Source organism: Saccharothrix sp. NRRL B-16314, assembly GCF_000716595.1.
GTDB lineage: Bacteria > Actinomycetota > Actinomycetes > Mycobacteriales > Pseudonocardiaceae > Actinosynnema.
On the sequence record NZ_JNXC01000012.1, the window covers coordinates 78,148 to 102,299 of the forward strand.

Annotated in this window: 18 protein-coding genes; 16 read left to right on the forward strand and 2 right to left on the reverse strand. The window is 73.2% G+C overall.

What is annotated here, in order from left to right; genetic code table 11:
• The first annotated feature begins 87 nt into the window (after window positions 1-87).
• The 9 genes from OQ02_RS19085 to OQ02_RS19125 are packed head-to-tail and all read left to right on the forward strand — an operon-like array spanning window position 88 to window position 10,383.
• Window positions 88-1,188 (forward strand): DegT/DnrJ/EryC1/StrS family aminotransferase, encoded by a 1,101-nt coding sequence (locus OQ02_RS19085; RefSeq protein WP_442973651.1) that lies wholly within the window; start codon window positions 88-90, stop codon window positions 1,186-1,188.
• The gene (locus OQ02_RS19090; protein WP_033439831.1) at window positions 1,185-2,324 is read left to right on the forward strand and encodes a DegT/DnrJ/EryC1/StrS family aminotransferase; all 1,140 of its coding nucleotides are present in this window, start codon (window positions 1,185-1,187) and stop codon (window positions 2,322-2,324) included. Before OQ02_RS19085 ends, OQ02_RS19090 begins: the two co-directional genes overlap by 4 nt.
• Window positions 2,321-3,244 carry a UbiA family prenyltransferase gene (locus tag OQ02_RS19095; RefSeq protein ID WP_033439832.1) on the forward strand — a complete coding sequence of 308 codons (924 nt, stop codon included), beginning with the start codon at window positions 2,321-2,323 and terminating at the stop codon, window positions 3,242-3,244. Before OQ02_RS19090 ends, OQ02_RS19095 begins: the two co-directional genes overlap by 4 nt.
• Entirely contained in the window at window positions 3,241-4,554 is a 1,314-nt protein-coding gene (locus OQ02_RS19100) for an NAD(P)/FAD-dependent oxidoreductase (protein ID WP_033439833.1), read from the forward strand. Before OQ02_RS19095 ends, OQ02_RS19100 begins: the two co-directional genes overlap by 4 nt.
• A complete protein-coding gene (locus OQ02_RS19105) occupies window positions 4,551-6,119 on the forward strand; it encodes a class I adenylate-forming enzyme family protein (protein WP_231500109.1) in 1,569 nt (522 codons plus the stop codon). Before OQ02_RS19100 ends, OQ02_RS19105 begins: the two co-directional genes overlap by 4 nt.
• Window positions 6,095-6,883: a class I SAM-dependent methyltransferase gene (locus OQ02_RS19110; protein ID WP_033439835.1), complete on the forward strand. Its 789-nt coding sequence runs from the start codon at window positions 6,095-6,097 to the stop codon at window positions 6,881-6,883. The genes OQ02_RS19105 and OQ02_RS19110 overlap by 25 nt, the downstream gene beginning before the upstream one ends.
• A complete protein-coding gene (locus tag OQ02_RS41925) occupies window positions 6,880-8,523 on the forward strand; it encodes a CoA transferase (RefSeq protein WP_033439836.1) in 1,644 nt (547 codons plus the stop codon). The genes OQ02_RS19110 and OQ02_RS41925 overlap by 4 nt, the downstream gene beginning before the upstream one ends.
• Window positions 8,520-9,962 carry an ANL family adenylate-forming protein gene (locus OQ02_RS19120; protein ID WP_033439837.1) on the forward strand — a complete coding sequence of 481 codons (1,443 nt, stop codon included), beginning with the start codon at window positions 8,520-8,522 and terminating at the stop codon, window positions 9,960-9,962. The genes OQ02_RS41925 and OQ02_RS19120 overlap by 4 nt, the downstream gene beginning before the upstream one ends.
• A gap of 13 nt (window positions 9,963-9,975) precedes the next feature.
• A complete protein-coding gene (locus OQ02_RS19125; protein ID WP_033439991.1) occupies window positions 9,976-10,383 on the forward strand; it encodes a carboxymuconolactone decarboxylase family protein in 408 nt (135 codons plus the stop codon).
• A gap of 14 nt (window positions 10,384-10,397) precedes the next feature.
• Here OQ02_RS19125 and OQ02_RS19130 read toward each other — a convergent pair whose 3' ends face one another.
• Window positions 10,398-12,005 carry an outer membrane protein assembly factor BamB family protein gene (locus tag OQ02_RS19130; protein WP_033439838.1) on the reverse strand — a complete coding sequence of 536 codons (1,608 nt, stop codon included), beginning with the start codon at window positions 12,003-12,005 and terminating at the stop codon, window positions 10,398-10,400.
• A gap of 493 nt (window positions 12,006-12,498) precedes the next feature.
• On the opposite strand from OQ02_RS19130, the gene OQ02_RS19135 reads away from it, so the two are divergent.
• The 7 genes from OQ02_RS19135 (at window position 12,499) to OQ02_RS19170 (ending at window position 22,164) form a co-directional block, all read left to right on the forward strand.
• The gene (locus OQ02_RS19135; protein WP_051772519.1) at window positions 12,499-14,670 is read left to right on the forward strand and encodes an ATP-binding protein; all 2,172 of its coding nucleotides are present in this window, start codon (window positions 12,499-12,501) and stop codon (window positions 14,668-14,670) included.
• Window positions 14,667-15,596 carry a hypothetical protein gene (locus OQ02_RS19140; protein WP_033439839.1) on the forward strand — a complete coding sequence of 310 codons (930 nt, stop codon included), beginning with the start codon at window positions 14,667-14,669 and terminating at the stop codon, window positions 15,594-15,596. Before OQ02_RS19135 ends, OQ02_RS19140 begins: the two co-directional genes overlap by 4 nt.
• 17 nt (window positions 15,597-15,613) lie before the next feature.
• Complete coding sequence (locus OQ02_RS41075; protein WP_051772520.1) at window positions 15,614-17,650, forward strand: toll/interleukin-1 receptor domain-containing protein; 2,037 nt, start codon at window positions 15,614-15,616, stop codon at window positions 17,648-17,650.
• Window positions 17,651-17,774: 124 nt separating this feature from the next.
• Window positions 17,775-18,782, forward strand: a complete 1,008-nt coding sequence (locus OQ02_RS19150) for a hypothetical protein (protein ID WP_156077139.1) — start codon at window positions 17,775-17,777, stop codon at window positions 18,780-18,782.
• A gap of 86 nt (window positions 18,783-18,868) precedes the next feature.
• Window positions 18,869-19,762 (forward strand): TIR domain-containing protein, encoded by an 894-nt coding sequence (locus tag OQ02_RS41080; RefSeq protein WP_051772521.1) that lies wholly within the window; start codon window positions 18,869-18,871, stop codon window positions 19,760-19,762.
• A gap of 160 nt (window positions 19,763-19,922) precedes the next feature.
• Window positions 19,923-20,618, forward strand: coding sequence for a Crp/Fnr family transcriptional regulator (locus OQ02_RS41085; protein WP_051772522.1), 696 nt, complete (start codon window positions 19,923-19,925; stop codon window positions 20,616-20,618).
• Window positions 20,619-20,940: 322 nt separating this feature from the next.
• Complete coding sequence (locus OQ02_RS19170) at window positions 20,941-22,164, forward strand: FAD-binding protein (RefSeq protein WP_231500110.1); 1,224 nt, start codon at window positions 20,941-20,943, stop codon at window positions 22,162-22,164.
• A 38-nt stretch (window positions 22,165-22,202) separates the two neighbouring features.
• Here OQ02_RS19170 and OQ02_RS45865 read toward each other — a convergent pair whose 3' ends face one another.
• The gene (locus tag OQ02_RS45865) at window positions 22,203-24,002 is read right to left on the reverse strand and encodes a Crp/Fnr family transcriptional regulator (protein ID WP_231500111.1); all 1,800 of its coding nucleotides are present in this window, start codon (window positions 24,000-24,002) and stop codon (window positions 22,203-22,205) included.
• Window positions 24,003-24,152: the final 150 nt, after the last annotated feature.

A 24,152-nucleotide genomic window follows, 5' to 3' on the forward strand; every position in this document is an offset into this window, starting at 1 on the left:
CTGCCGGAAGCGGTGATCGCGGAGGTGAGTGCGCTGACCGTGCCATTCTTCACGCAATCGGCGACATTTTCGGAATTGTGGCCGATGATGCGTGGGCACATTGTCGAAGTGGTCGAGAACGGCAAGTTCTCGCACGGGCGAAAAGTCCTCGAACTGGAAGGCGCGCTGGCCGCGTACACCGGTGCCGCGCACGTGATCGGGGTGAACAGCGGCACCGACGCGTTGGTCCTGCTGCTGCGCGCGTGCGGGCTGCGCACCGGTGACGAGGTGGTGGTGCCGGCGTTCTCGTTCATCGCGTCGGCGTCCTCGGTGGTGCTCGCGGGCGGGCGGCCGGTGTTCGCCGACGTCGAGCCGGACGGCTACGGGCTCGACCCCGGCTCCGTCGCCGCCGTCGCAGGGCCGCGCACCCGGTTCGTGATGCCCGTGCACCTGTTCCACCACCTCGCGGACATGACCGGGCTGGGCGAGGTGGCACGCCGACTCGGCCTGACCGTGGTGGAGGACAGCGCCGAGGCGATCGGCATGCGCTACGACGGCGTGCACGCGGGCCTGCTCGGCGCCGGGGGAGTGCTGTCGTTCTTCCCCACCAAGACCCTCGGCGCGCTCGGCGACGCGGGCGCGGTCGTCACGAACGACCCCGACGTCGCCGAGGCGGTGAGCGCGCTGCGCCACCACGGGCGGTTCGGCCGCACGATCGACAACTTCCCGGGCATCGCCACCACCACCGACCTGGTCGGGGTGAACAGCAAGATGGACGACGTCCAGGCCGCCGTGCTGCTGGCCAAGCTGGGTCGGCTGGAAGCGGACATCCGGCGGCGGGCGGTGCTGGCCGGGCGGTACGCGGAGGCGCTGGCCGGTGTCCCCGGCGTGCGGAAGCTGCCGTCGGTGGTGACGCGCCGGGGCAGCGTGCGCGGCGTCTTCTACGTGTACGTGGTCGAAGTGGACCGGCGGGACGAGCTGGCGGCGCACCTGGCCGGGCTCGGTGTCGGCACGGAGACCTACTACCCGGTGCCGCTGCACCTCCAGCCGTGCTTCGCCGACCTCGGCCACCGGCCCGGCGACTTCCCCCACGCGGAGGCGGCGTGCCGTCGCACGCTCGCGTTGCCGCTCTACCCGGACCTGCCGCTCCGTGACGTGGACCGGGTGTGCGACGCGATCCGCTCCTTCTACCTCGGGCGGCGCGCGTGACCATCCCGTTCTTCCCGCCGGACCTGTTCGACCGCGACCTGCTGCTGGAGGTGGTGGAGCAGGTCGGGCTGACCGCCGACCAGCGGTTCATCCTCGGTGACCGCACGGCGGAGTTCGAGGCGGTGCTGCGGGGCTCGCTCGGCGTCGCGGACGCGGTGGCGTGCGGCAGCGGGACGTCCGCGTTGACGCTGGTGCTGCACGCGATGGGCGTGGGACCGGGCGACGAGGTGATCGTGCCGGCGTACGGGTGCGCGCCGCTGGCGTCCGCGCCGTTGCTGCTGGGCGCGACGCCGGTGTTCGCCGACGTGGACCCGTGGACGATGGTGGTCGACCCCGCCGAGGTGGACAAGCTCGTCAGCGGGCGCACCAAGGTCGTCATGCCCGCGCACATGTTCTCGGTGATGGCGGACATGCCCGCGCTGCGGCGGATCGCCACCGGGGCGGGCCTGCGGCTGCTGGAGGACGCCGCGGTCGGGCAGGGCGGTGTGCTCGCCGGTCGACCGGCCGGGACCTGGGGTGACGCGGGCGTGTTCTCGTTCGTGCAGGTCAAGACGTTCGGCATGCCCGGTGAGGGCGGCGTGGTCGTCACCGGTGACGTTGCGCTCGGCCGGGCGGTGCGGATGCTGCGCAACCACGGCCAGGACGGCAGGCAGCGGTTCGTGCACCACCGGATCGGCTACAACAGCCGGTTCGACGAGGTGATGGCCGCGTTCCAGCTGCGCCGGTTCACCACCCTGCCCGACCGGCTGGAACGACGGGCGCGCATCGGCGAGTACTACACCGACCGGTTCGCCGGGCTGGAGGGCCGGGGCGTGCTCGCGCCGCCGCCGGGCCGGGACGGGCGCTGCTTCTACGTCTACTCGCTGCTGGCCGACCGGCGGGACGCGCTGCGCGACCACCTCACCGCCCGCGGCATCGGCACGCACGTCTACTACCAGGCACCGCTGCCGCGCCAAGCCGCGTTCGCCGGGCACGCCCAGCCCGGCCGTGACTGGCCGGCCGCCGCGTCGGCCGCGCGCCGCCAGCTGGCCATCCCGATCCACCCCCACCTGACCGACGCGCAGGTGGAGCACATCGCCGACGAAGTGTGCCGGTTCACGGCCACGTCCGGTCCCAGGCTCGAGGAGGCCCGATGACGACGACCATCGCGCCCGGTTCCACCGGTGCGTACGTGAAGCTCGCCAAGCTCGACATCGTCGACTACTACCTGGGCGTCCTGGTGGTGTGGGCGCTGCTCGTGCCCGCGCTGCGGCTGGACGGCGGCGTGCTGGCCACGATGGGGGTGTTCCTGGTCGGCGAGGTGTTCGTGATCGTCGCGATGGTCGCGCTGGACGACCTCACCGGGTACCGGGACGGCAGCGACATCGCGAACTACGCCCCGGACGCCCCGGCGCGCAAGCTCAACCGCAAACCGCTCGTCGCGGGCACCCTCACCGAGCCGCAGGTCCTGCGGTTCGGGTTGCTCACGGCGGTCGTCGGCGCGGCGGTGTGGCTCGGCGCGCTGGCCATCGCGCCCCACCGTCCGATGTGGACGATCGTGCTGGTCGCGGTCACCTACTTCTTCGCCCTCCAGTACTCGTGGGGCGTCAAGCTGAGCTACCACGGCTTCCAGGAGTTCTTCCTGGCCGCGCTGGGCTGGGCGCTGGTGATCGCGCCGTACGGCCTGGTCACCGGCGGGGTGGACGGGGTGGTCGTCGTGCAGGCGCTCCTCTTCGGCCTGGGGCCGCTGCTGTTCGGCGTCTACTCCAACACCAACGACGTGGCGGGCGACCGGCGGGTCGGCCGGCCGACGGTGGCCGCGCTGACGTCGCCGCGCGGCAACATGCTGTTCGTCCTGGGCGTCTCGGCGTGCGAGCTGCTGCTGATCCTGGCGCTGCCGCTGGTCGGCGGGCCGTGGTGGTTCCCGCTCGCACTCCTGCCCACGATCCTGTTGCGGGCCAGGCAGTTGCGGGCCGGTTTCGGGCAGGGCGACATCCTGCGCGCCCGGCGGATCGGCATCGACGTGCACCGGGTGACCGTGGTGACGCTGGTCGTGGTGAACCTGGTGGTCCGGTGACCGACCTCGACGTAGCCGTGATCGGCGGTGGGATTGCCGGGCTGGCCGCCGCGCACGAGCTGGCGCGGGCGGGCCGCGAGGTGCGGGTGTTCGAGGCGGCGGACCACGTCGGCGGTCGGATGGCGACGCGGCGCGTGTCCGGGTTCGTGGCCGACACCGGCGCGGAGCAGATCTCCACCCGCGGCTACCCGCACACGTGGGAGCTGTTGCGGCGCCTGGGTCTCGACGCGGTGCCGAAGATCGGGCGGCAGTTGGGGGTGTGGCGCGGCGGTCGGGTCCGGCGCGGGCTCGCGCACCCGTTGGGGCTGCTGACCGGTGCGGGGCTGCCCGTCCGGGCTCGGGCCGACTTCCTGCGGGCGACCCTGGGCAACGCGGTCGACCCCGAGCGGCCGGAGGCGTCCCGGCTGGGCACGGCCACCGTGGCCGAGTTCGCCGCGCCGTACCACCGGGACGTGCTGGAGTACCTGTGCCAGCCCGTGGTGTCCGGGTTCTTCGGCTGGCTGCCGGAGCGCTCGGCCGCCGCGCCGTTCCTGGGCCTGCTGAGCGCGATCGGCCCCTCCACGGCGTGGCGCACCTACGACGGCGGCATGGATCTGCCGGCGCGGACGCTCGCCGCCCGGCTGGACGTCACCACGTCGTTCCCGGTGCGGGAAGTGGTGACGGGGCAGGGTTTCGCGCGGATCAGCGGTGGCGGCGCGGAGTTCCGCGCCCGGTCCGTGGTGCTGGCCGTGCCCGCGCCCGTCGCCCGGGAGGTCCACGTGAACGCCCCCGCGCACGAGCGGCCGTTCCTGGACGCCTGCACGTTCACCCCGATGGTGAAGGTCCACCTGATGCTGGACCACCGGCCCGAGCCGCCCGTGTACCTGATCGCCGTGCCGCGGTCGGAGAGCCGGTCGGTGTCGGTGGTGCTGTTCGACCACCTCAAGCACCCGGACCGGGCGCCGGACGGCCGCGGTCTGGTCACGGTGATCGCGAGCCCGGCGATGGCGTCCGCGCTGCTGGACCTGCCGGACGACGAGGTGGTGCGCGTGCTCGCCGACGAGGCCGCGCGGTTCGTGCCCGCGCTGCGGGAGGGGGTCACGGGATCGGTCGTGCACCGCTTCCGCCACGGGCTGCCCGAGGCCACACCGCGCGCCCTGGCACTGCGCGGCGAGTTCGAGTCCCGCATCGGCGGGGTCGTGGACTACGCGGGCGACTGGGTGACCTTGGCCCCGTACAGCGAGGCCGCGGTGCGATCCGGCCGCCGGGCCGCCGCCCGGGTGCTCGCCCTGAACCCGTCGGACACCGGCACGAGGAGGCAGCGCGCATGAGGCCGCACGACATGGGCACGTTGTTCGAAGAGGTCGCGGAACGGCGCACGCACACCACCGTCCACCTGGACCGGCCGTTCGACATCGCGCCGACCGGCGTCGTGACGCCCGGTCGGGGGCCGGTCGTCGACTACACCGTGCCGCAGCTCGCCAGGCTGGTCCGGGAGGCGGCCGGCTGGCTGTACGCGGCCGGCGCGCGGCGAGGTGACCGGGTGGCCGTGGTGAAGCGCAACCACTACGACTACGACCTGCTGGCGTGCGCGGCGGTGCGGCTCGGCGCGGTGCCCGCGCTGCTGTCCGGGCACCTGTCGGACGACGTGCTGGAGATCCTGCTCAAGCGGCTGGACCCGGAGGTGCTGGTCACCGACCGGGTGCTGCCGGCCGACCTGGCCCGCCGGGTGCTGTCGCTCGGCCCGCCCGTCCCCGGCGCGGTGATGCTGGCCGACGTGCGCGGCTCGCGGGTGCCCGTGCCCCGGCGCAGGCACGACGACGACCCGCTGATCATCAACCACACGTCCGGCACCACCGGTGTGCCCAAGCTCGTCGTGCACACCACCCGCACGATCGTGCACCGCCTGGCCCGGTTCGAGGCCGTGCGCTGGCCGGTGATCGGCGTGCGCCGCGACGACGTGGTGGCCAACGCCGGCTCCTACGCGCACGGCCGCGCGTTCTGCTGGACGGCCAGCGTGTTCTGCCTCGCGCCGCGCAAGGTCGTGCTGCTCAGCGACCCGGCGGCGGCGTCTTCCGTGCTCCCGCGCCACCACCCGACGACGATGGAGGCGCTGCCCTCGGCGTACGTGCGGTGGCAGCCGTTGGCGGCACGGCCGGACAACCCGTTCCGCGACGTCCGGCTGTTCGTCAGCACCTACGACGCCATGCACCCGCCGGCCATGCGCGCGATGCTCGACGCGTCCCGCCGCAAGCGCCCGCTGTGGATGCAGGGCTGGGGGCAGACCGAGACGGGGCCGCTGACGTTCCGGTTCCTCACCCGCCGGACGCTCGACCGTTCACCGGATGCCCGCGACCTGGGGCGTCCCGTGCCCGGCCGGACGAGGCTGCGCGTGGTCGACCCGGTGACGTTCGAACGGGTGCCGCGCGGGCAGAGCGGGCTGGTGCTGGTGCGCACGGCGGCGCGGTGCGCCGGGTACGTCGGAGAACAGGACCGTTGGCTCGCGAAGAAGGACGGCCCGTGGTGGAACACCGGCGACTTGGCCGTGCTGACCCGCGGGGGTTCCGTGCGGCTGCTGGACCGCGAGGTGGACGCGGTGCCAGGGCTGAGCTGCCTCGAGGTGGAGGACCTGGTCGAGGACCGGCTGCCGGAGGTGGTGGAGTGCGTGGTGCTCGGCACGCCCGGCCGGCGGCCGATCCCCGTGCTGGTGGCGGAGGGACCGGTCGACCCGGCGGCGTGGCGGCGGGCGGTGGCCGACCTGCCGACGATGGCCGACCCGCACGTGCTGGCCTGGGACGACGTGCCGCGCACCGCCACCGGCAAGGTCCGCCGGCTCGACCTGCTCACCCGGCTGGTCGGCAGCGCCGAGACGTGCGGGTCCGGGCGGTGGACGTGACCACGTACGTCTTCGACCGGGCGCACGTGGCCGAGCAGCACCGCTGCCTGGCCGCCGCGTACGACCCGGTGACGTTCGGCGGGTTGGTGCGGACCGGGGTCGGGCTCGGCTGGCGGTGCTTGGACGTCGGCGCGGGCGGCGGGAGCGTGGCGCACTGGCTGGCCGGGCGTGGCGCGACGGTGCTGGCGACGGACGTGCAGCCGGAGCACGTGCCGCCCGCACCCCTGCTCACCGTGCTGCGGCACGACGTGGTGTGCGACCCGTTGCCCGAGGCCGAGTTCGACCTGGTCCACGTGCGGTTGGTGCTGCGGCACCTGCCCGAGCGGGAGGCGGTGCTGCGCAAGCTCGTCCGGGCGCTCAAGCCCGGCGGGTGGTTGCAGGTGGACGAGTTCGACAACTCGTACAGCCCCGTGCTGCTGGCGCCGGACCGGCGTGCGGCGGAGCTGTACGAGACGTTCCTGGCGGTCAAGGAGAGCGTGTTCGACGCGTTCGGCGTGGACGGCGGGTGGGGGCGCAAGGTGGCCGGCGCGATGGTCGAGGCCGGGCTGGTCGACGTGGACCCGCGAGTGGTCGTGCACTCGTGGCGGGCCGGGTCGCCCGGCGTGCGGCTGCTCGCGCACACCACGCACATGTTGCGGGAGAAGCTGATCGCGGCGGGCATGACGGACGGGCAGTTGGCGGCGGTGCGCGAGGTGCTGGCCGACGAACGGTTCCTGGCCACCTCGCCCGTCGTGTACTCGGTGCACGGGCGGCGGGCCGCATGACGTCGGTGGTGACGTCGGTGCCGTGGGCGGGGCCGGTGGATTTGCCGCTGGCCGGTGAGAGGGACGTGCAGGCGGCGTGCGGGTTGATGCACGTGCACGGCCGGCGGTTCGGTCGGCCCACCGCGCTCGGGCTGGACTACGCGTCGATCGTGGCCGCTGAGCTCGATGCGATCGGTGCGGGGGCGCTGGACGTGGCGCGGCTGCGCGGTGTTCCGCTGCGGAGGGTGTCGACGTCGGTCGCGCAGGCGGCGTTGCTGGCGGTGTCGCAGTACTTGGCGGCGGCGACGGCGGACGAGCCGGACGCGGTGGGCGGGGGTGTGGGTGGAGGCCTGGGTGGGCCGCCGTTCCGGTCGGCGGACGGGGTGGCGTTCGAGGTCGAAGCGCTGGACGCGGAGGTGTGGCGCCGGTTCTGGTCCGCGCTGGACGCCGCTCCGGGCGCGGTGGCGGCTGCGTGGCGGCCGTTCGCGCTCCGCTTCGCGACGGCGACCTGCGCGTTGCCGCCGGAGCTGACGGGGCTGACCGGGCGGCTGTCGATCACGCGGCTGGAACAGGTCGCCGCGGTGACCGGGATGACGCTGGTTCGGGTGGCGCACCGGGCGGTGGACGACCTGCCGCCGTACCGGATCAGGTCGTTGGGTGCGGGTGCGGCGGCCGGCGGGGCGTTCCGGGCCGGGGAGCTGAGGGTGCGCGGTACCGGGGGCTTGCACGGTGGCGAAGGGCTGCCGAGTGTCGGGAAGCTGCGCGTTGCTGGGGAATCGCGTGGTGTCGGGGACCTGCGCGGTGGCGGAGGGCTGTGCGTTGCTGGGGAATCGGGCGGTGTCGGGGACTTGCGCGGTGCCGCTGAACCGTGCGGTGGCGGAGGGTTGCGCGGTGGCGGGGGACTGACGAGTGCCGCCGAACGGTGTGCCTGCGCGGAGTTGCCGTTGTCGGGGCTGGTGGTGGTGGAATCCTGCCGGCGGGTCCAAGGTCCGATGGCCGGGCACCTGCTGTGGCAGCTGGGCGCGTCCGTGGTGCGGGTCGAGCCGCCGGGCGGTGATCCGCTGCGGGGCGTGCCCCCGGTGTCCGGCGACGTGTCGGCCCGCTTCCACGCCCTGAACCGCGGCAAGCAGGTGGTCGAGGTGGATCTCGCCACGGCTACCGGTCGGCGCGCGTTGTTGGAGCTGGCGTCGGGCGCGGACGTGTTCCTGCACAACTGGGCGCCCGGGAAGGCCGCCGCGTGGGCGTTGACGGCGCAGGACCTGGCGTGGGCGCGGCCCGGCATCGTGTACGCGCAGGCGTCCGGCTGGGGTGACGCGCTCGGCCCCCGCCCGCCGCTGGGCACGGACTTCGTGGTGCAGGCGCACGCGGGCGTGCCGCCGTCGCTGATGACGATCGTGGACGTGTTCGGCGGGGTGGTGTGCGCCCGAGGAGTGGTGGAGGCCGTCGCACGGCGGATCCGGTCCGGCGCGGGCCAGGCGGTGGCGTCGTCGCTGCTGTCGGCGGCCTCCCGGTTGAACGCCCTGGCGACGCGGCGGTGCACGGCGCCGTTGAGCGTGCCGGTGTGCACCGACCTGGCCGCGTTGGGGCGGGATCCGAGGTTCTCGCGCGCCTTGGTGCGGGACGGGTGCGTGGTGCCGGTGTCGGCGTGGGAGTTCGAATGATGTGGACGTCGTCCACCGGCTTCGTGGTGCGGGACCTGGTTCCCGCCGCGTTGCGCCGGTCGTGGGTCGCGGCGGGGCACTGCCCGGACCGGGACCTGTACTCGCTGTTCCGGGAGCGCGTGCTGGCGCACCCCTGGCGGACGGCGGTGATCGACGACGCCGGACCGATGGACTACGCGTCGTTGGACCGCGCCGTGCGGAGGCTGGCGGTGTCGCTCCGGGGACACGGCCCGGCCGACATCATCGGCATCGACCTGCCGAACGGGCGGGAGGCGGTGGTGGCGGAGCTGGCGGTGGCGGCGGTCGGCGCGGTGGCCGTGCACCTGCCCGATGGCGGTTCACCCCTGGCGAGCACGGTGATCGGCGACGTGTCGGCGGCGCTGGAATCCCGCCGGGACGCACCGCTGTCGCCGGTCGCGGTCGATCCTGAGGCACCCGCGCGTGTGCTGGTGTCGTCGGGCTCGGAGGCCGCGCCGAAGCTGGTCGCCTACTCGCACAACGCGTTCGCCGGCGGCCGGGGGAACTACGTGCGGGCGGTGCACGGCGCCACGGTGGTGCCGCGCGACCTGGTGCTGGTGCCGTTGGCGTCGGCGTTCGGCTCGTTCGGCGCGGCCATCACGCTGTGCCGGTTCGGCGGGACGTTGATGCTGATGCGGCGGTTCGACGCGGCGGCGGCGTTGCGGGTGGTGGCGACGCACCGACCGACGCACGTGTTCGGCGTGCCGACGATGCTGCGCCGGATGGCCGAACTGGAGTCCACTGTGGACACCTCGTCGGTGCGCGCGGTGGTGTCGAGCGGTGACGTGCTGACCCCGGCGACGCTGGCGGTCCTGCGCGCGGCGTTCGGGTGCCCGGTGATCAACATCTACGGGTCGTCGGACGGCGTCAACTGCCACACGTCCACGCCGGAGCACGGTGTCGGCCGGCCTGACCCGGCGGTGACCGACATCCGGGTCGTGGACGGCGAGATCTGCGCGCTGGGCCCGATGACACCGCTGTGCTACCTCGACGCGCCGGAACTGGACGAGCGCCACCGCCTGCCCGGCGGCTGGGTGCGGACCGGTGACGAGGGGTTCTTCGACCCCGACGGCACCCTGCACGTGGTGCGCCGGCTCAAGCGCGTGGTGATCCGGGGCGGCTACACCATCAGCCCGGCCGAGGTGGAGTCGGCGCTCGGCGGCCACCCCGCCGTGGCCGAGGTGGCGTGCGTGCCCGTCCCCGACCGGGACCTGGGGGAGCGGCTGTGCGCGTGCGTGGCCTTGCGCCCCGGCGGCAGCCCGCCGTCGCTGGGGCAGTTGACGGCGTTCCTGAGCGACCGCGGTGTGAGCCGCCGCAAGCTGCCCGAACGCCTGCTGGTCCTGCCCGAACTGCCACTGGGGCGGACGGGGAAGGTCTGCCTGCCCACCGTCACCCGGTTGGCCGCCGAACGACTGGTATGAGGAGGTGGTGGCGATGAGGCTTGATCCGTTCGCCGGACCGGGATTCGCGGCGTTGGGCGCGCTGGCCAAGGCCATCGACGACGTGGACCTCCCGGTCGGGCTCGTCGAACTGGTGCGATTGCGGTGTTCGCAGATCAACGGGTGCTCGTATTGCGTCCGGCTGCACACCGACAAGGCCGCGGCGGCGGGTGAGGTGCGGGAGGTTTCCTCGTGGCGCACCGACCCGGCGTTCACGGAAGCGGAACGCGCCGTCCTCGCGTTGGCCGAAGCGGTGACGCTGGTGCACGACGGCCACGTGCCGGACGCCGTCCTCGACACCGCGGTCAGCGCGTTGGGTGAGGTGCGGGTCCAGCAGGTGGTGTGGGTGGTGACCGTGGTCAACGCCTACAACCGGCTGGCGATCAGCGCCCGGCTCACCTGACCGCGAGCTGCCGGTCAGCCCACCAGGCCGACCACCGGGGACGGGGTGCCGCCGAACGCCGTGCGGGTGAGGACGATCGCGCCGGGCGCCGCGACCAGGTGGACGTCGGACCGCGAGCCGGAGCCGTCCAGGCGGACCGGGGTGGCCGTGGGCGGTGACCCGTCCAAGGACTGCGTGACCACGGTCAGCTCACGGCCGTTGTCCCCGCACGCGCGCAGGTAGGTGGTGCTCGTGGTGGTGTCGGCGGAGCGCGCCGGGCAGGCCTCGACGGAGAGCGGGGTGATCGCGCCGGTGGCCGGGTCGAGCGAGTGGACTTCGGTCGCACCACCGTTCTCCTGGTGCTCCAACAGCGGCATCACGCCCACGTCGGTACGCACGGTCCACGGTCGTTCCGGTCGGACCAGCACCCGGCCGGTCTCGGTGTCCAGCAGTCCGTTCGGCACCGAGCCGGGCTCGGCTCGCACGCCGTACATCTCCACGGCCACCACGGCACCGTCGCGGGTGGCGCGCAGGAGGACGTCCTGCCGCTCGTCGCTCCGCTGGTCGCGCGGCGCCTCGTACCGCCACCGCTCCCGGCCGGACACCTCGTCCAGTGCCAGGACGCCCAGCGACTCCGGGCACTCCAGCGGCGCGAGCACCGTCGTGCGGCCCCACGCCGGCAGCCCGAACCGCGACGTGCAGCCCTCGGGCGGCGACCAGGCCCACTGCCGCGCGCCGGTGACGAGGTCGTAGCCGGTGATGGTGTCCCCGTCGCGCATGGTCAACATCCGGGTGCCGGGCCTGAGTTGACCGGTCTCCACCAGAACGGACCGGACCACCAGCTCGAAGCGCGGCGATCCGGTGTCCGCGTCCAGCGCGACGACCGACTGCGCCCTGGTGTCGTGCAACGACCGGTACGACACCAGCACGGTCCGCCGGTCCATCGACGCCAAGAGCTTCCCCACCGGGGCACCGGGCCGTGCGTACCGCCACTCCACCCGTCCGTCGACGCCGTTCAACGCCACCACCGACCCGTCGCGCGACGCCACCGCGACCCCGTGCCCGGCAGGGACGACGTCGACCACGTCGGCCGGCGGTTGCCACACCCACTGCCGCCCAGCCGGCCGCTCCGCGACGGGCTCCGCCGGGAAGTCCCGGGCATCCCGCGTCTCCGAGCGGACGATCACCGCATCGGCGGCTGAAGGCGCGACCACCGCCGCGACCGCCACGACGACCACCGCCACCACCCCGCCTGGCCGGACACGCCATCCGAGCCGGCCGCTTACCTGCTTCTCCTCGGTCGACGCGGGCGACAGCGGTATACGTGCGCCGCGAGAAGCACGCCCGATCGCACCTACAGCGACGGCCGACGCCCCCACAGCCAGCACCGGCAGGTCGTCGCCCGTCAGCCCGGTCAGCAGGTCCGACACCAGCAGCCACCACACCACCGCCGCCAACCCGGTGCCCAGAACCGCCGCCACTCGGGACGACCAACGCCCGCCCAGCGCCAACGCCGCCGTGAGCACCACCCCGACCGAGATCCCGATCACCGCGGCGTCGGCCTCGGGCCGGGGCACCCCACCGGAGAGGAACGGCGCGCACCCGGCGCACAGCGCACCCACCACCGTCATGTACCGCAGCATCCCGACACCTCCCCGCGTGGGACGGGAGGCGACGGCGATCCGTTCCGCCCGCCCGGATGCAGTCCTCGACACCGCAGTCTGCGCGCTGGGTGGTGACCGCAGTCAACGCCTACAACCGATTGGCGATCAGCGCCCGGCTCAAACGCCGTGCGGTGAGGACGATCGCGCCGGGCGCGGCGACCAGGCGGACCGGGTGACCGTAGGCGGTGATCCGTCCAAGGACTGCGTCACCACGGTCAGCTCACGCCATTGTCCTGGGACGGGGCGAAGCGACCCATTGCTGCGGTCCTGAAGGCCGAGCGGGCGGAACTACCCGGAGATCACGCTTCCTCACCAGCGCGAATGCGTCCACCAGCCGGCGTCGGACTCGGCTGTAGGGGTGGTTGTCCCGGTCGCGTCGAAAACGCTTCACCTCACCCCCTTAATGCGGACAACTTCCGGTCAACCGTCCCTACCATCAGCGCACGCCAATCAAGGCGGAGCGGAGGTACCGATGGCTGCTCCGGACATCGCCGCCGACTCCGACCCCGCCGCTACGGACATCCACAACACCGTCACCTCCATGCAGTCCGGAACGATATTGCAGGCCGGACGCATCACGGGTGACATCGTGGTCCACGCCGCTACCCGCGCCGAGACGAGCGCCGTGCCGTTGCCGCGCCAACTTCCGCCGTGTCCGCCGTGGTTCGCCGGTCGGGCACCGGAGTTGGACGTGTTGGACGCGGTGTTGAACACGGAAGCGGAGGGTACGTCCGTGCGGCTGGCCGCGATCGTCGGCACCGGGGGCATGGGCAAGACGTGGCTGGCGCTGCACTGGGCCCACCGCCGGCTGGACCGCTTCCCCGACGGCCAACTGTTCATCGACCTGCACGGGTTCGTGCCAGTCGGCGAGCCCATGACCGTGGCGACCGCGGTTCGGTGCCTGCTCGACGGGCTCGGCGTGGACCACCGCACCCTGCCGCGCGACCTGGACGCGCAGGTCGGTCGGTTCCGCAGTCTCGTGGCCGGTCGTCGAATGCTGCTGTTGCTGGACAACGCGGTCGACGCCGGTCTGGTCCTCACGCTGCTGCCCGGCGGGGCGAGCTGCACGGTCCTGGTCACCAGCCGCAACCGGCTGGACGGGCTGGTGGCGCGGGCGGGCGCGCGGCGGGTGGTCCTCGGCGGGTTGAGCGATGACGAGGCGAAGCAGGTGCTGACCGGTCGGCTGGGCGCGGACCGGGTGGACGCCGATGTCGCGGCGGTGGACGAGCTGCTGGCCTACTGCGCGGGGATGCCGTTGAGCCTGGGCATCGTGGTGGGTCGGGGCCTCACCGAGGTCGACCTTCCGCTGTCCGTGCTCGCGGACGAGTTGCGGGACGAGGCCACACGGGTGGCCGCGTTCGACCCCGGTGACGAGTCGACCAGCCTCGAAGCCGTGCTGTCGTGGTCGTTCCACGCGCTGCCCGGCCGCGCTGCGGAGGTCTTCCGGCTGCTGGGGCTCGCGGGTGCGGTGGAGCTGGGCCTGCCCGCGGTCGCGAGCCTCACCGGCTTTTCGCAGGCCGACGCGCTGGGTGCGGTCCGGGCGCTTGAGCGGGCGTCCCTGGTACACCGGCGCACGCACCACCGATGGCGCATGCACGACTTGGTCGGCCTGTACGCGGCGAACCGGGCCGTCGGCCTGTCCCCCGGCGAGCGGGAGGGCGCCCTGCGGCGGCTCGTGGACTACTACGTGCACTCCGGCATCGCGGCCGACGGGCTGCTCGACCCGCGCAGGCAGGCGCTCGCGGTGGACGCCCCCGCGCCGGGATGCCTGCCCGACACAGCACCTGATCGGGCCGCGGCCAAGGCCTGGTTCGACGGCGAGCACGCCGGCGTGCTCGCCGCTCAGGCGGCGGCGGCGCGTCGGGGTGCGCACCGGGACGTGTGGCGGCTGGCGTGGGTGCTGCACAGCTACCACTGGCAGAACGGTCACAACCTGGACCAGGTCTCCGCGTGGACGGCGGCGCTGACGGCGGCCGGACAGGTGGACGACACCGCGGGTCTGGTGTTGGCGCACCGTCTGTTGGGCGCCGCGATGTCGCGCGCGGGTCGACCCGAGGACGGCCTCCCGCACCTGGAGCGCGCCCTGTCGCTCGCCGAACAGCACGGTGACCGGCACAGCGAGGCCCACGTCCACCGCGCGTTGGCCCGTGCCTGGGACCAGCGGTCGGCGTACCGCAAGGCGTTCGACCACGCGTCGCGAGCACTGGGCCTGTACCGGGAACTGGGGCAACGCGCGCACGAGGCGGACGCGTTGGACCTGCTGTGCTGGATCGAGGCCGGTGCCGGCCACCACGACGACGCGCGTGCGCATGGCCTCGACGCGCTCGCCCTGTACCGGGAGTTGGCCAACACCGAAGGCCAGGCGACGGCGTTGGACAGCCTGGGGAACATCGCCCACCGAACCGGCCGGCACGCCGAGGCGGTCGCCCTCTACACCCGCGCCCTGGACCTCATGGGCGGGCAGAACTTGTTCCACCGCGCCGGGACGCTCGAACGCCTCGGTGAGGCCAACGCGGCACTGGCGGACCTGACGGCCGCGACCACGGCTTGGCGCTCGGCACTGGCCCTGCACCACGTCCAACACCGGGCGCACGACGCCGCGCGCGTCCAGCGCCTGCTCGACACCGCCGGAGGCGAGGCATGACCATCACAGCCCAGCACCTGCCCACCCCCGACCTCGCCCTGCGCACCACCGACCTCGCGGAACTGCGCCGCGTGCGGTCCTTCGCCCACGAGCAGGCCGCCGTGGCGGAGGCCGCCGGACGCAGGATCCGCTCGACCGCACCGACCCCCGGTCGGGACCGCGAACGGGTGCTGGAGGCCGTGCACGCCGATCTGATGGCGTGGCGGTACCGGTTGGCGTCGTCCACCATGCGACGGCTGGGTACGGGTCTGGCGCACGACGCGACCCGCTACCGCACTCGGCTGAGCGAAGCGGGCCCGAACTACGACCGGCTCGGCTACCTCGGCCGGCTGCGTGAAGGCGCGGTGTGGGACGAAGCGACGGCCACGTACGTGGGCGGGAGGGAGACGCCGGCACACCGGATCATGCTCGACTACGGCCGCGCGGCCCGCGAACGGCTCGACGTGGAGGGCGCGGGTGATGTGCTGGTCAACCCGGTCGTGCTGCCGGACGGGACGACCATCACCGGCAACAGCCTCGTGCGCGGCGAGGCGGGCAAGGCGCTCGGGCGGGAACTCGTCGAGCGCATCACGCGGCGCGGCGGCGACCCCGCCCGGGTGGAGGTCGGCGGCGAGCCCGTCTACGCCGTCACCGCACCGACCGCGTCCCGTGCGGTGATGTTCCGCGCAGCCCTGCGCCTGCTTTCCACCGCCGAGGAGGGCGACCTGCGGGCGTGGCAGGAGGCCCGGTACCTGGTCTTCCAGGCTCCGCGCACGAAGAAGGGCAGCGACGCGGTCAGCCGGACGTTCCTCGTCGCGGTCGGCGCGGTGCTCCTCGGCACGCCACCGACCATGCCCCAGGACGCCGACCTGCGCTGCATGGTCCTCGGTCAACCCGCCGCGACCGCGATGCCCGGCGACCCACTCGCCGCCACCGCCGCGCGCTGAGAACGGAGATCAACCGCATGGCAGGCGTGTTCGTCAACTACCGCGCCAACGACCAGTCCCTCGCGGCGGCCTCGCTGGCCCGCGAGCTGGTCCACCAGTTCGGCGAGGACCTGGTGTTCTTCGACATCTGGTCGATGCCGCCGGGCACCGAGTACCCCGATGAGATGCGGCGGGCGCTGGAGTCCGCCGACGTGCTGGTGGCCGTCGTCGGTCCACAGTGGATGCAGGTCGACCCGGCCACCGGTCGACCCCGGCTGGAGAACGAGCGGGACTGGGTCAGGTTGGAGATCGCGCGCTCCCTGGAGCGCGGCATCCCGGTCCTGCCGGTGCTGTTGCCGGGCGCACGCCGGCCCGTCCACGCCGAGCTGCCCGAGTCGATCCGGGCGTTCGCGAGCCGCCAGGTCACCCACCTGAGCAGGCGGCGGCTGCCGGACGAGATGGCGGAACTGGTCGAACACCTGGTGGATCTCGTACCCACCCTCGCCGCGCCGCGGCTGTTCACCCAGCCACCCGTGTCGTGGAGCCCGCAGGAACCCCCGAGCGGCCTGCTGCGCCCCGAGCGCCGGGTCGTGCCGTACACCGGGCGCGACGGCGAGCTGTCCGACCTGGTGGTCTGGGCGACCGGACCGGCGCAGCGGTCGGTGAAGCTGCTCGTGGGGCCGTCGGGTTCGGGCCGGCGGCGGCTCGCGGTCGAGCTGTGCCGCCGCCTGGGTGACGTCGGGTGGCTTGCGGGGGTGGTGTCGGGCGAGGCACCCGCTGAGCAGATCCTGCGCACGGGGGCGGTCGCACGGCCGTTGCTGGCCGTGGTGGACGACGCCGAGCTGCGCCCCGACCGGTTGCGCGCGGTGGCCGACGCGGTGGCCCGGCGGGCCGATCGGTCCTCGACCCGGCTGCTGGTGCTGTGCCGGTCCGATGGCGCTTGGCTGAAGGAGGTCGTCGCCGACGACGGCGTCGCCGCCCTGTTCGCCGCCGCCGACCGGCCACTGGTGTTGCGGCCGGTGCCGCCCGAACCGGTGTTCACGGCCGCGGTGAAGGCGTTCGCGGCCGAGTTGGGAGTCACGGCGACCGTGCCACAGGTGCCCGAGGCGACCTCGGTGCTGGAACTGCACGCCCACGCGCTCAACCACGTTCTCGGCCGGTCTGCGTCACCGCATGGCCCGCTGGCCGCGCTGCACGAGCAGGACTTGGCCCGGTGGCGTGAACTCCTCACGGCGGAGGAAGACCCGGAGCACGACCTGGCCGCGCTCGGTGTCGTGGGCGCGTTGGCCGCGCTGTGCGCCCCGGCGTCCGTCGACGAGGCGGAGGCGCTGCTGGCCCGGCTCCCGGCGCTGCTCGGCGAGGACGCCGAGTCCGCCCGACGACACGCGGACCTGTGGTCCCGGCTGCACCCCGGCCCGCACCTGCTCGCCCCGCCGCGGCCGGCCGCGCTCGCCGAACGCCTGGTCGCGGACGCCCTGGTCGAATGCCCGGACCTCGCGGCGAAGCTCGTCACCGGCCTGCCCGACGGGTGGCTCGGCACCGCGCTGACCGTCCTGGGTCGGGCACTGCCGCACCACGAGGGCCTGCGCGACCCGGTCACCGCGCTGTTCGATGCCGCCGGACCCTCCGTGGCGCCGCTGGTCGTCACCGTGACGGACCGGCTCACCGATCCCGAACCCCTCAACCGGGCGTTCGCCGTGGAGATCGGCAAGCGCCACCTGTCGCTGCTGGACCTGTTCGACGCCGCCAAGGGCATCGCCGGCGCCGGTGAGGCGCACGCGCCCCTGCGCGGCGCGCTGATGGACGCGATGCCCGCCGCCGCCCGCGCCTTCACCGAGCAGTTGCGGCCGGCGGACGCCGCCCCGGACAACCCGGGGCTGGAGCCGCTGACCACCATCCTGGACAACCTGACCAACCTCGCGCGCGATCTCGTCGTCGGCCTCGTCGATCCCAAGTCCGGCCGGATGCCGACCAAACCCGACGGCGAAGCGGTGCTGTCCGACCAGACCGCGGACGTGCTGCGCGAACTGCTGCGGCGGTGGAGGGAGGAGGACGGCGGCACCGGACCCCGCTGATCCCGACTCCGGTCACAACTGACGCCGGGAGTGCCGCACGTGACCCAATTCCCGCCCGGTGGGCCCGAACGTCCGTGGTCGACTGGCACGACGAAAGAGCCGACCTCTCCGATGGGAGCGCATGGTGGACGACGCTGATCTCGCGAACGCCGTGGTGCGTCCGCTGGCCCAGTACCTGATCCGCAAGCAGCAAGCGGGCGCCGCGGTGTTCGACGCCCGACTGGAAAGCCTCCTCAACCACCTGGAGGTCATGCTGTCGGACGCGTACCTGGCCGAGACGCTGGAGCGGTTCAAGAGCGAACCCGGTGACGCCGGCCTCGCGGACACCCTGCGCATCCAACTCGCGCGACGCCTGCGGGAGGACCCGGATGCCGCGCGCCGGCTGCGCTCCGAGTTGGCGGACATGCCGTTGACCGAGACGAAGCCGACCCGCAAGGCCGGCCGCGCGCCGCTCATCGGCGGGGCGGTGGTCGTCGTGCTGGTCCTGGTGGCGTGGTTGGTCCTGTCCGGCGGCGAACCCGGCGAGTCGGGCGACGCGGCCCCGCTCACGACGACGACCACGAGCACCACCACTCGAACCACGGACTCGACGACGACCACGACGGCGCCGTCGAGTCCGGTCACCTCGTCGTCGGTCGTGTCTGCGGCGCCGACGTCCGCGCGTGCCGGCGACGGCAGCTCGCTGGCGGCAGGTTCGCGGGTGTTCCTCGTGGGCCTGCCCATGCCGAACGACCAGTGGACGTTCCAGCACGGCGACCACGACGTGCAGCTCACCCAGTACAACGCAGCTGTGTGGGACGACCTGAACTCCTGCTACAGCAGCAGGCGCAGCACCAAGCAGCAGTTCCGGCTGAAGAACTTCAAGCGCCTTGAGGTGTCCGCGATCGGCACCGACGGGACCTCCGACCCCGGGCTGAGCGTGAAGTTCTCGGTGTTCGTCAACACCGAGGAGGTCCAGCCGCTGCACGAAGTCGTCGTCGGCCCCGGCGAGTCCAAGCCGCTGGCCGTCGACCTGCCGCCCGGCGTGTTCGCGCTGACGCTGCAGATGTCGTTGGTGACCGTGGACGAGAAGAACTGCACGCGGGGCAACGCCGTCTGGGGCTCGCCGCACGTCATCGCGGGCAGCAACTGACCAGCCCACCGCCACACCTGCGAGGAGGTAACGCCATCAGGAAGATCTTCATCAACTTCAGGGTCGGCGACACCGCGGAAACCGCCGTGTTGCTGGACCAGAAGCTGTCGCGCGTGTTCGGCGCGGACCGGGTGTTCCGGTCCAGCCGGTCCATCACCGGCTCAACGCCGTTCCGGCCCGAGATCGTGACGGCCGCGTCGGAGTGCTCGATCATGATCTCGCTGATCGGGCCGCTCTGGCTGGCCGCGGACGACAGCGGCACGCGCCGGATCGACCGCCCGGGAGACTGGGTGCGCCTGGAACTCGAACTGGCCATCGCCCAGGAGCGCCCCATCCTGCCGGTGCTGGTCGGCGGCATCCGGCTGCCCGCCGAGATCGACCTCCCGCCATCGATCGAGTCGCTGGCCGGCCGCCAGTACACCCGCCTGCACCACCGGTCGGCCGAACGCGACCTCGCGCACATCGTCGACCAGGTCCGAGAGGTGATCGGACCGGCCTTCACCGGCCACGCGGCACCGAAGCCGGAGGAGTCCGTGCCGCTGACCAGCCTGAAGTCGACCGGGAGATCCGGTGACGTCACGCTCGGCACGGCGCAGATCAACGGGCACGAGTACATCGACAGCATCATCTACCGCAGCACCCACTTCCCCAACGGCAGGACCGGCTCCACCAGCTACAACCTCGGCATGAGGTTCCGGAAGCTGGAGGTCACGGTCGCGGTGCTCGACGACGCGGCCGACGCGCGCCAGACCGGGCACTTCGAGGTGTTCGTCGACGGCCGGAAGCGCGAAGGCGTCGCGGTCGTGCAGGGCCGGCCGCGGGTGCTGGTCGTGGACGTGACCGACGCCCTCAACCTGCAACTGGTCGCCCGGCGCACCGACGTCGTCGGCAGTCCGATGCAGGCCGGCGCCAACATCGCCGTAGGTGTGCCGAACAACCTGCCCGAACTGGCCTGGGGCAACCCGATGCTGCACCCCTGACCGTCCGTCACTCCCGAGCCGGCAGCTCATCCGGGAGTCGAGTCCGCGGGCCGCCGAGCCACGCCGTCGGTGAGAGCCGCCACCGACCTCGGCGGTCCCGGTCCGGCGTTCCGCCCTCGACACCGCCCGTCCGTTCCAGCCGTCGACGAACGGGGACAGCGTGACGAGCAGACAGTGGCTGCGCGAGTTGACCGGGCGCTGCGAGGACGCCAGTTTCTGGGGCCGACTCGACGACGGTGACCGCGCGGCGCTTGCGGATGTCGCCGAATCCGCCCGGTACAAGCGTGATGAGTGGCTGATCCGCGCCGAGGACGTCGGCGATTGGATAGCCGTGCTGTGCGGTGGACGCGTGCGGGTGGTGGACGCGACCGGCACGCGGCTGTTGTCCACCCGGGTGGCGGGCGACATCCTCGGGGAGCAGGCGCTGATCGACCGGCACCCGAGGTCCACGACGGTGATCGCCTCGACCGCCGTTCGGGCGGTCCGGGTGCGGGCCAAGGAGTTCGACTCCCTGCTCACGGCCCGGCCGCACCTGCTGCGCGTGCTCTGCGAGGTGCTCTCCGAACGCCTGCGCGAAGCCACCGCCGCCCGCAGCGCGGACGCCGACGCGTTCACGAGGGTGGTCAAGTACCTCGCCCTCAGGGCACAGGAATACCCGATGGGCGGTTCGGGCAGTGTCCCCGTGCACATCAAGTCCCAGGAAGAGCTCGCCGCGCTGCTCGGACTGTCCCGCGAATCGGTGGTCCGCGCGCTGCGCAGACTGCGCCGGGAGGGCGCGGTGAGCACCCGCCACGGGTTCGTTGTCGTCCGCGACCCCTACCTGCTGGGCGAACGCCCGACATCGCGGGACCTCTGAGCGCGAGCGTTCGGAGACCTCGGACGACTCCGCGGCGGCGGTACGGGCGCGCCGCGAGAAGCCTGCCCGATCGCACCTGCAGCGACGACCGACGCCTGACCAGCGCCAATGCCGTCGTGAGCACCACCCCGACCGAGATCCCGATCACCGTGGCGTCCGACTCGGGCCGGGGTACCCACCGGAGAGGAACGGCGCGCACCCACCGTCATGTACCGCAGCATCCCGACACCTCCCCGCGTGGGACGGGAGGCGACGGCGATCCGTTCCACCCGCCCGCTCGGAGAAGAGGGGGTCATGCGGCTGATGAGGCAGAATCTCGCCGGTGAGCACCAACTGGGCAGGCAACTTCACCTTCTCCGCCGCGCGGACGGCGCGCCCGACGTCGGTCGAGGAGGTCCGGGCTGCGGTCAAGGCCGCCGACTCGGCTCGCGTCGTCGGCGCGGGCCACTCGTTCAGCACGATCGCCGACACCACCGGCACGCTGATCAGCCTCGACGGGATGCCCGAGGTGTTCGAGGTCGGGTCCGGGTCGGTCCGGGTGGGCGCCGGGATGCGCCTGGCCAGGCTCGCCGAGTTGCTGCACGCCGCCGGGCTGGCGCTGCCCGCCATGCCGTCGCTCCCGCACATCACGATCATCGGCGCGTGCGCCACCGCCACCCACGGCTCGGGGAACGACATCCCGTCGCTCGCGAGCCTCGTCCGCTCGCTCGACCTCGTCGCCGCCGACGGTGACGTCATCACCTTGAGCAGGGGCGACGCCGGATTCGACGGCGCCGTGGTGGCGTTGGGGTCGCTCGGCGTGGTGGTGGCGGTGGAGCTGGACGTCGTGCCGACGTTCGACGTCGAGCAGCGGATCTACGAGGACATGCCGTTCGAGGCCCTGGTCGCGAACGTCGACGCCGTGTTCGCCGGCGCCTACAGCGTCAGCGCCTTCACCACCTGGCAGGGCGTGGCCCAGGTGTTCGTGAAGCAGCGCGCCGACGCCGCCGGCCACGACCTGAGCTGGACGGGCGCGACGCCCGCCACCGAGCCCCGGCACCCGGTGCCCGGCCAGCCCGCCCTGCACTGCACGACCCAGCTCGGCGTGCCCGGCCCGTGGCACGAACGGCTGCCGCACTTCCGCGCCGACTTCACGCCGAGCGTCGGCCGGGAGCTCCAGTCCGAGTACTTCGTCGCCCGCGAGCACGCCGCCGAGGCGCTGACGGCGTTGAACGGCCTGGGCGCCGACCTCGCGCCGGTGCTGCTGACCTCCGAGGTCCGCACGGTCGCGGCCGACGAGCAGTGGCTGAGCCCGGTGCACGACCGGGCGAGCGTCGCCCTGCACTTCACCTGGACGCAGGACGACACCGCCGTGCGGGCCGTGCTGCGCAAGATCGAGGCGGCGCTCGACCCGTGGCGTCCGCGTGCGCACTGGGGCAAGTTGTTCGAGCTGGCCGACCCCGGCGCGCGGTACGGGAACTGGGCGCGGTTCGCCGAACTGCGTGCCGAACTCGACCCCGCGGGCAAGTTCGGCAACGCCCTGGTCGACGGCTGGTTCACCACCTGAAGCCCGACTGCCGGCTGGAGCTGCCGGCTGGAGCCCGACTACAAGCGCGCGAACCTCCGCAGCCCCTCGAGGTCGGGCACGACCACGTCACGCCGGAGGTGGCTCACCACCACTCCCGCCTTGCGCAGGTCCGCGAACGCCTTCTCGGCGGTGCGCGGCTTCATCCCGGCGATCGACGCCAGCTCCACCTTGGTCAGCGGGATGCCGAGCACCCAGCCGTCGGCCTCCTGCCTGCCGTGTGCGCCGACCAGCTCGGCCAGCACCCGCGCGACCCGCTCGGCGGCGGTGTGGGACAGGAAGTCGCGCCGCCGCCGGTTGGCCCACCGCAGCTGGTCGTCGATCACCCCGATCAGCTCGACGAACCCGTCGTTGCGGCGGTGCAGGAACCCGTGCAGCTCGGCGCTGGTGATCAGCCTCGCCGAGACGTCACCGCACGTCACCACCGTGGCCGACCGCGGCTTGTGGTCCAGTGAGGCCAGTTCGCCGATCAGGTCGCCCGCGACCCGCACGGTGAGCACGGCGGTCTCCCCGCTCGCGTCGTTGACCAGCACCTTCACCACGCCTTCGAGCAGCAGGAAGGCGTGCGTGTCGGTCGCGCCCTGGACGATGATCTCCCGGTCCGCCGAGTAGCGGACCGCCGTGCCCAGCGTCAGCAGCTCCTGCCTGCTGCTCTCCCGCAGCCGGGCCAGCAGCGTGCCCGGTGGCCACTCCGTCGGGATGTTCTGCCGCACGGCCGGAGTGCCGGGCTTCGCCGTGGCGAGCGAGCGACCGGCGTCGGCGAACGACGCGTAGCCGCGCTCGAACGACGGATCGGGCCCCGCGCCGGACAGCAACGCCTCGCACGCCCGCCGCTGCTCGTCCAGCGCGATCGCGGCCGGGTGGTCCGGGCCCAACGCCGACATGGAGCGCATCGACGCGTCACGAACCAGGTCCAGCAGCCGCTGCGCCTGCGCGCGGGCGCCGTCGAAGTGGGCCAGCTCCAGCTCGGCCGACGCCAGGTTCGACGCCGCCACCATCGCGTGCGGGTGGTCCAGACCGAGCCGGGTGCCCGTGCGGTCGGAGGCCGAACGCAGGTTGGGCAGCACCTGCCTGGCCCGTTCGGCGGAGCGGCGCGTCCTGGCCAGCTCGAACTCCGCGGACGCCAGGTTCGCCTGCGCGACCAGCGCCCGCGGGTGGTACGTGCCCAGCGAGTTCAACGCCCGGTTGGTCGCGTCGCGCATGTCGGTGAGCGACTCGGCGATCTCCTCCGCGTCGCCCTGGTCGCGGGCTATCCGGAACCGCGCGCACATCAGGTTGAGCCGGAGCACGCAGGTCTGCGGGTGGTTCGCGCCCAGCACCGCGGAGTTGCGCTGTAACGCCAGCTCCAGCGCGCCCGTCTCGGTCGACTTCACCGGTTCGACCGCCACCGCGACCGCGCCGACCGTCACCGGGTCGGGCATCGGCACCGGGTCCAGGAAGTCGCCGACCACCTGGCGCAGGGGAGCACCCCGGCCGAACGTGGTTCCGGGCACTCTGCGCCGCGCCTGGCGCGCCACTGTCGCGCCCGGTTCCCGCCGACCGCGGGCCACGGATGTCAGCGCCTGCTGGTCGCGCACGCGTGACGCCTCGGGCCCCACCGGGTCCACCAGGGTCAGCATGGCGATCAGCAGCGCGTCCGCGGCGTCGGCGGAGCCGATCCGGGTCAGCGCCGCGGCACAGCGCAGCAGGCGGTCCACGTCCCGGCGGGCGCTCAGCGCGTCCAGGGAGCGCGCCAAGTCCACGGCGAGGCGCCGTGCCGCCTGTCGGTCCGGCGCGGACCGGGACAGGACTGCTTCGAGTTCGACCATTCGGCTGTTCATCCGGCACCCCAGTTGGTTGCTCGGTCTGCGACGGCGCGGTTCAGGCGTTCGGACGCCGTGCTCCGGCGTTCGGGCGCGAGGACTCCTGCCGTCGGAGTGGAATCCTCGTCCATAGCGGCGATATCGGTTGCTCCGGGTATTTGTTAGCGC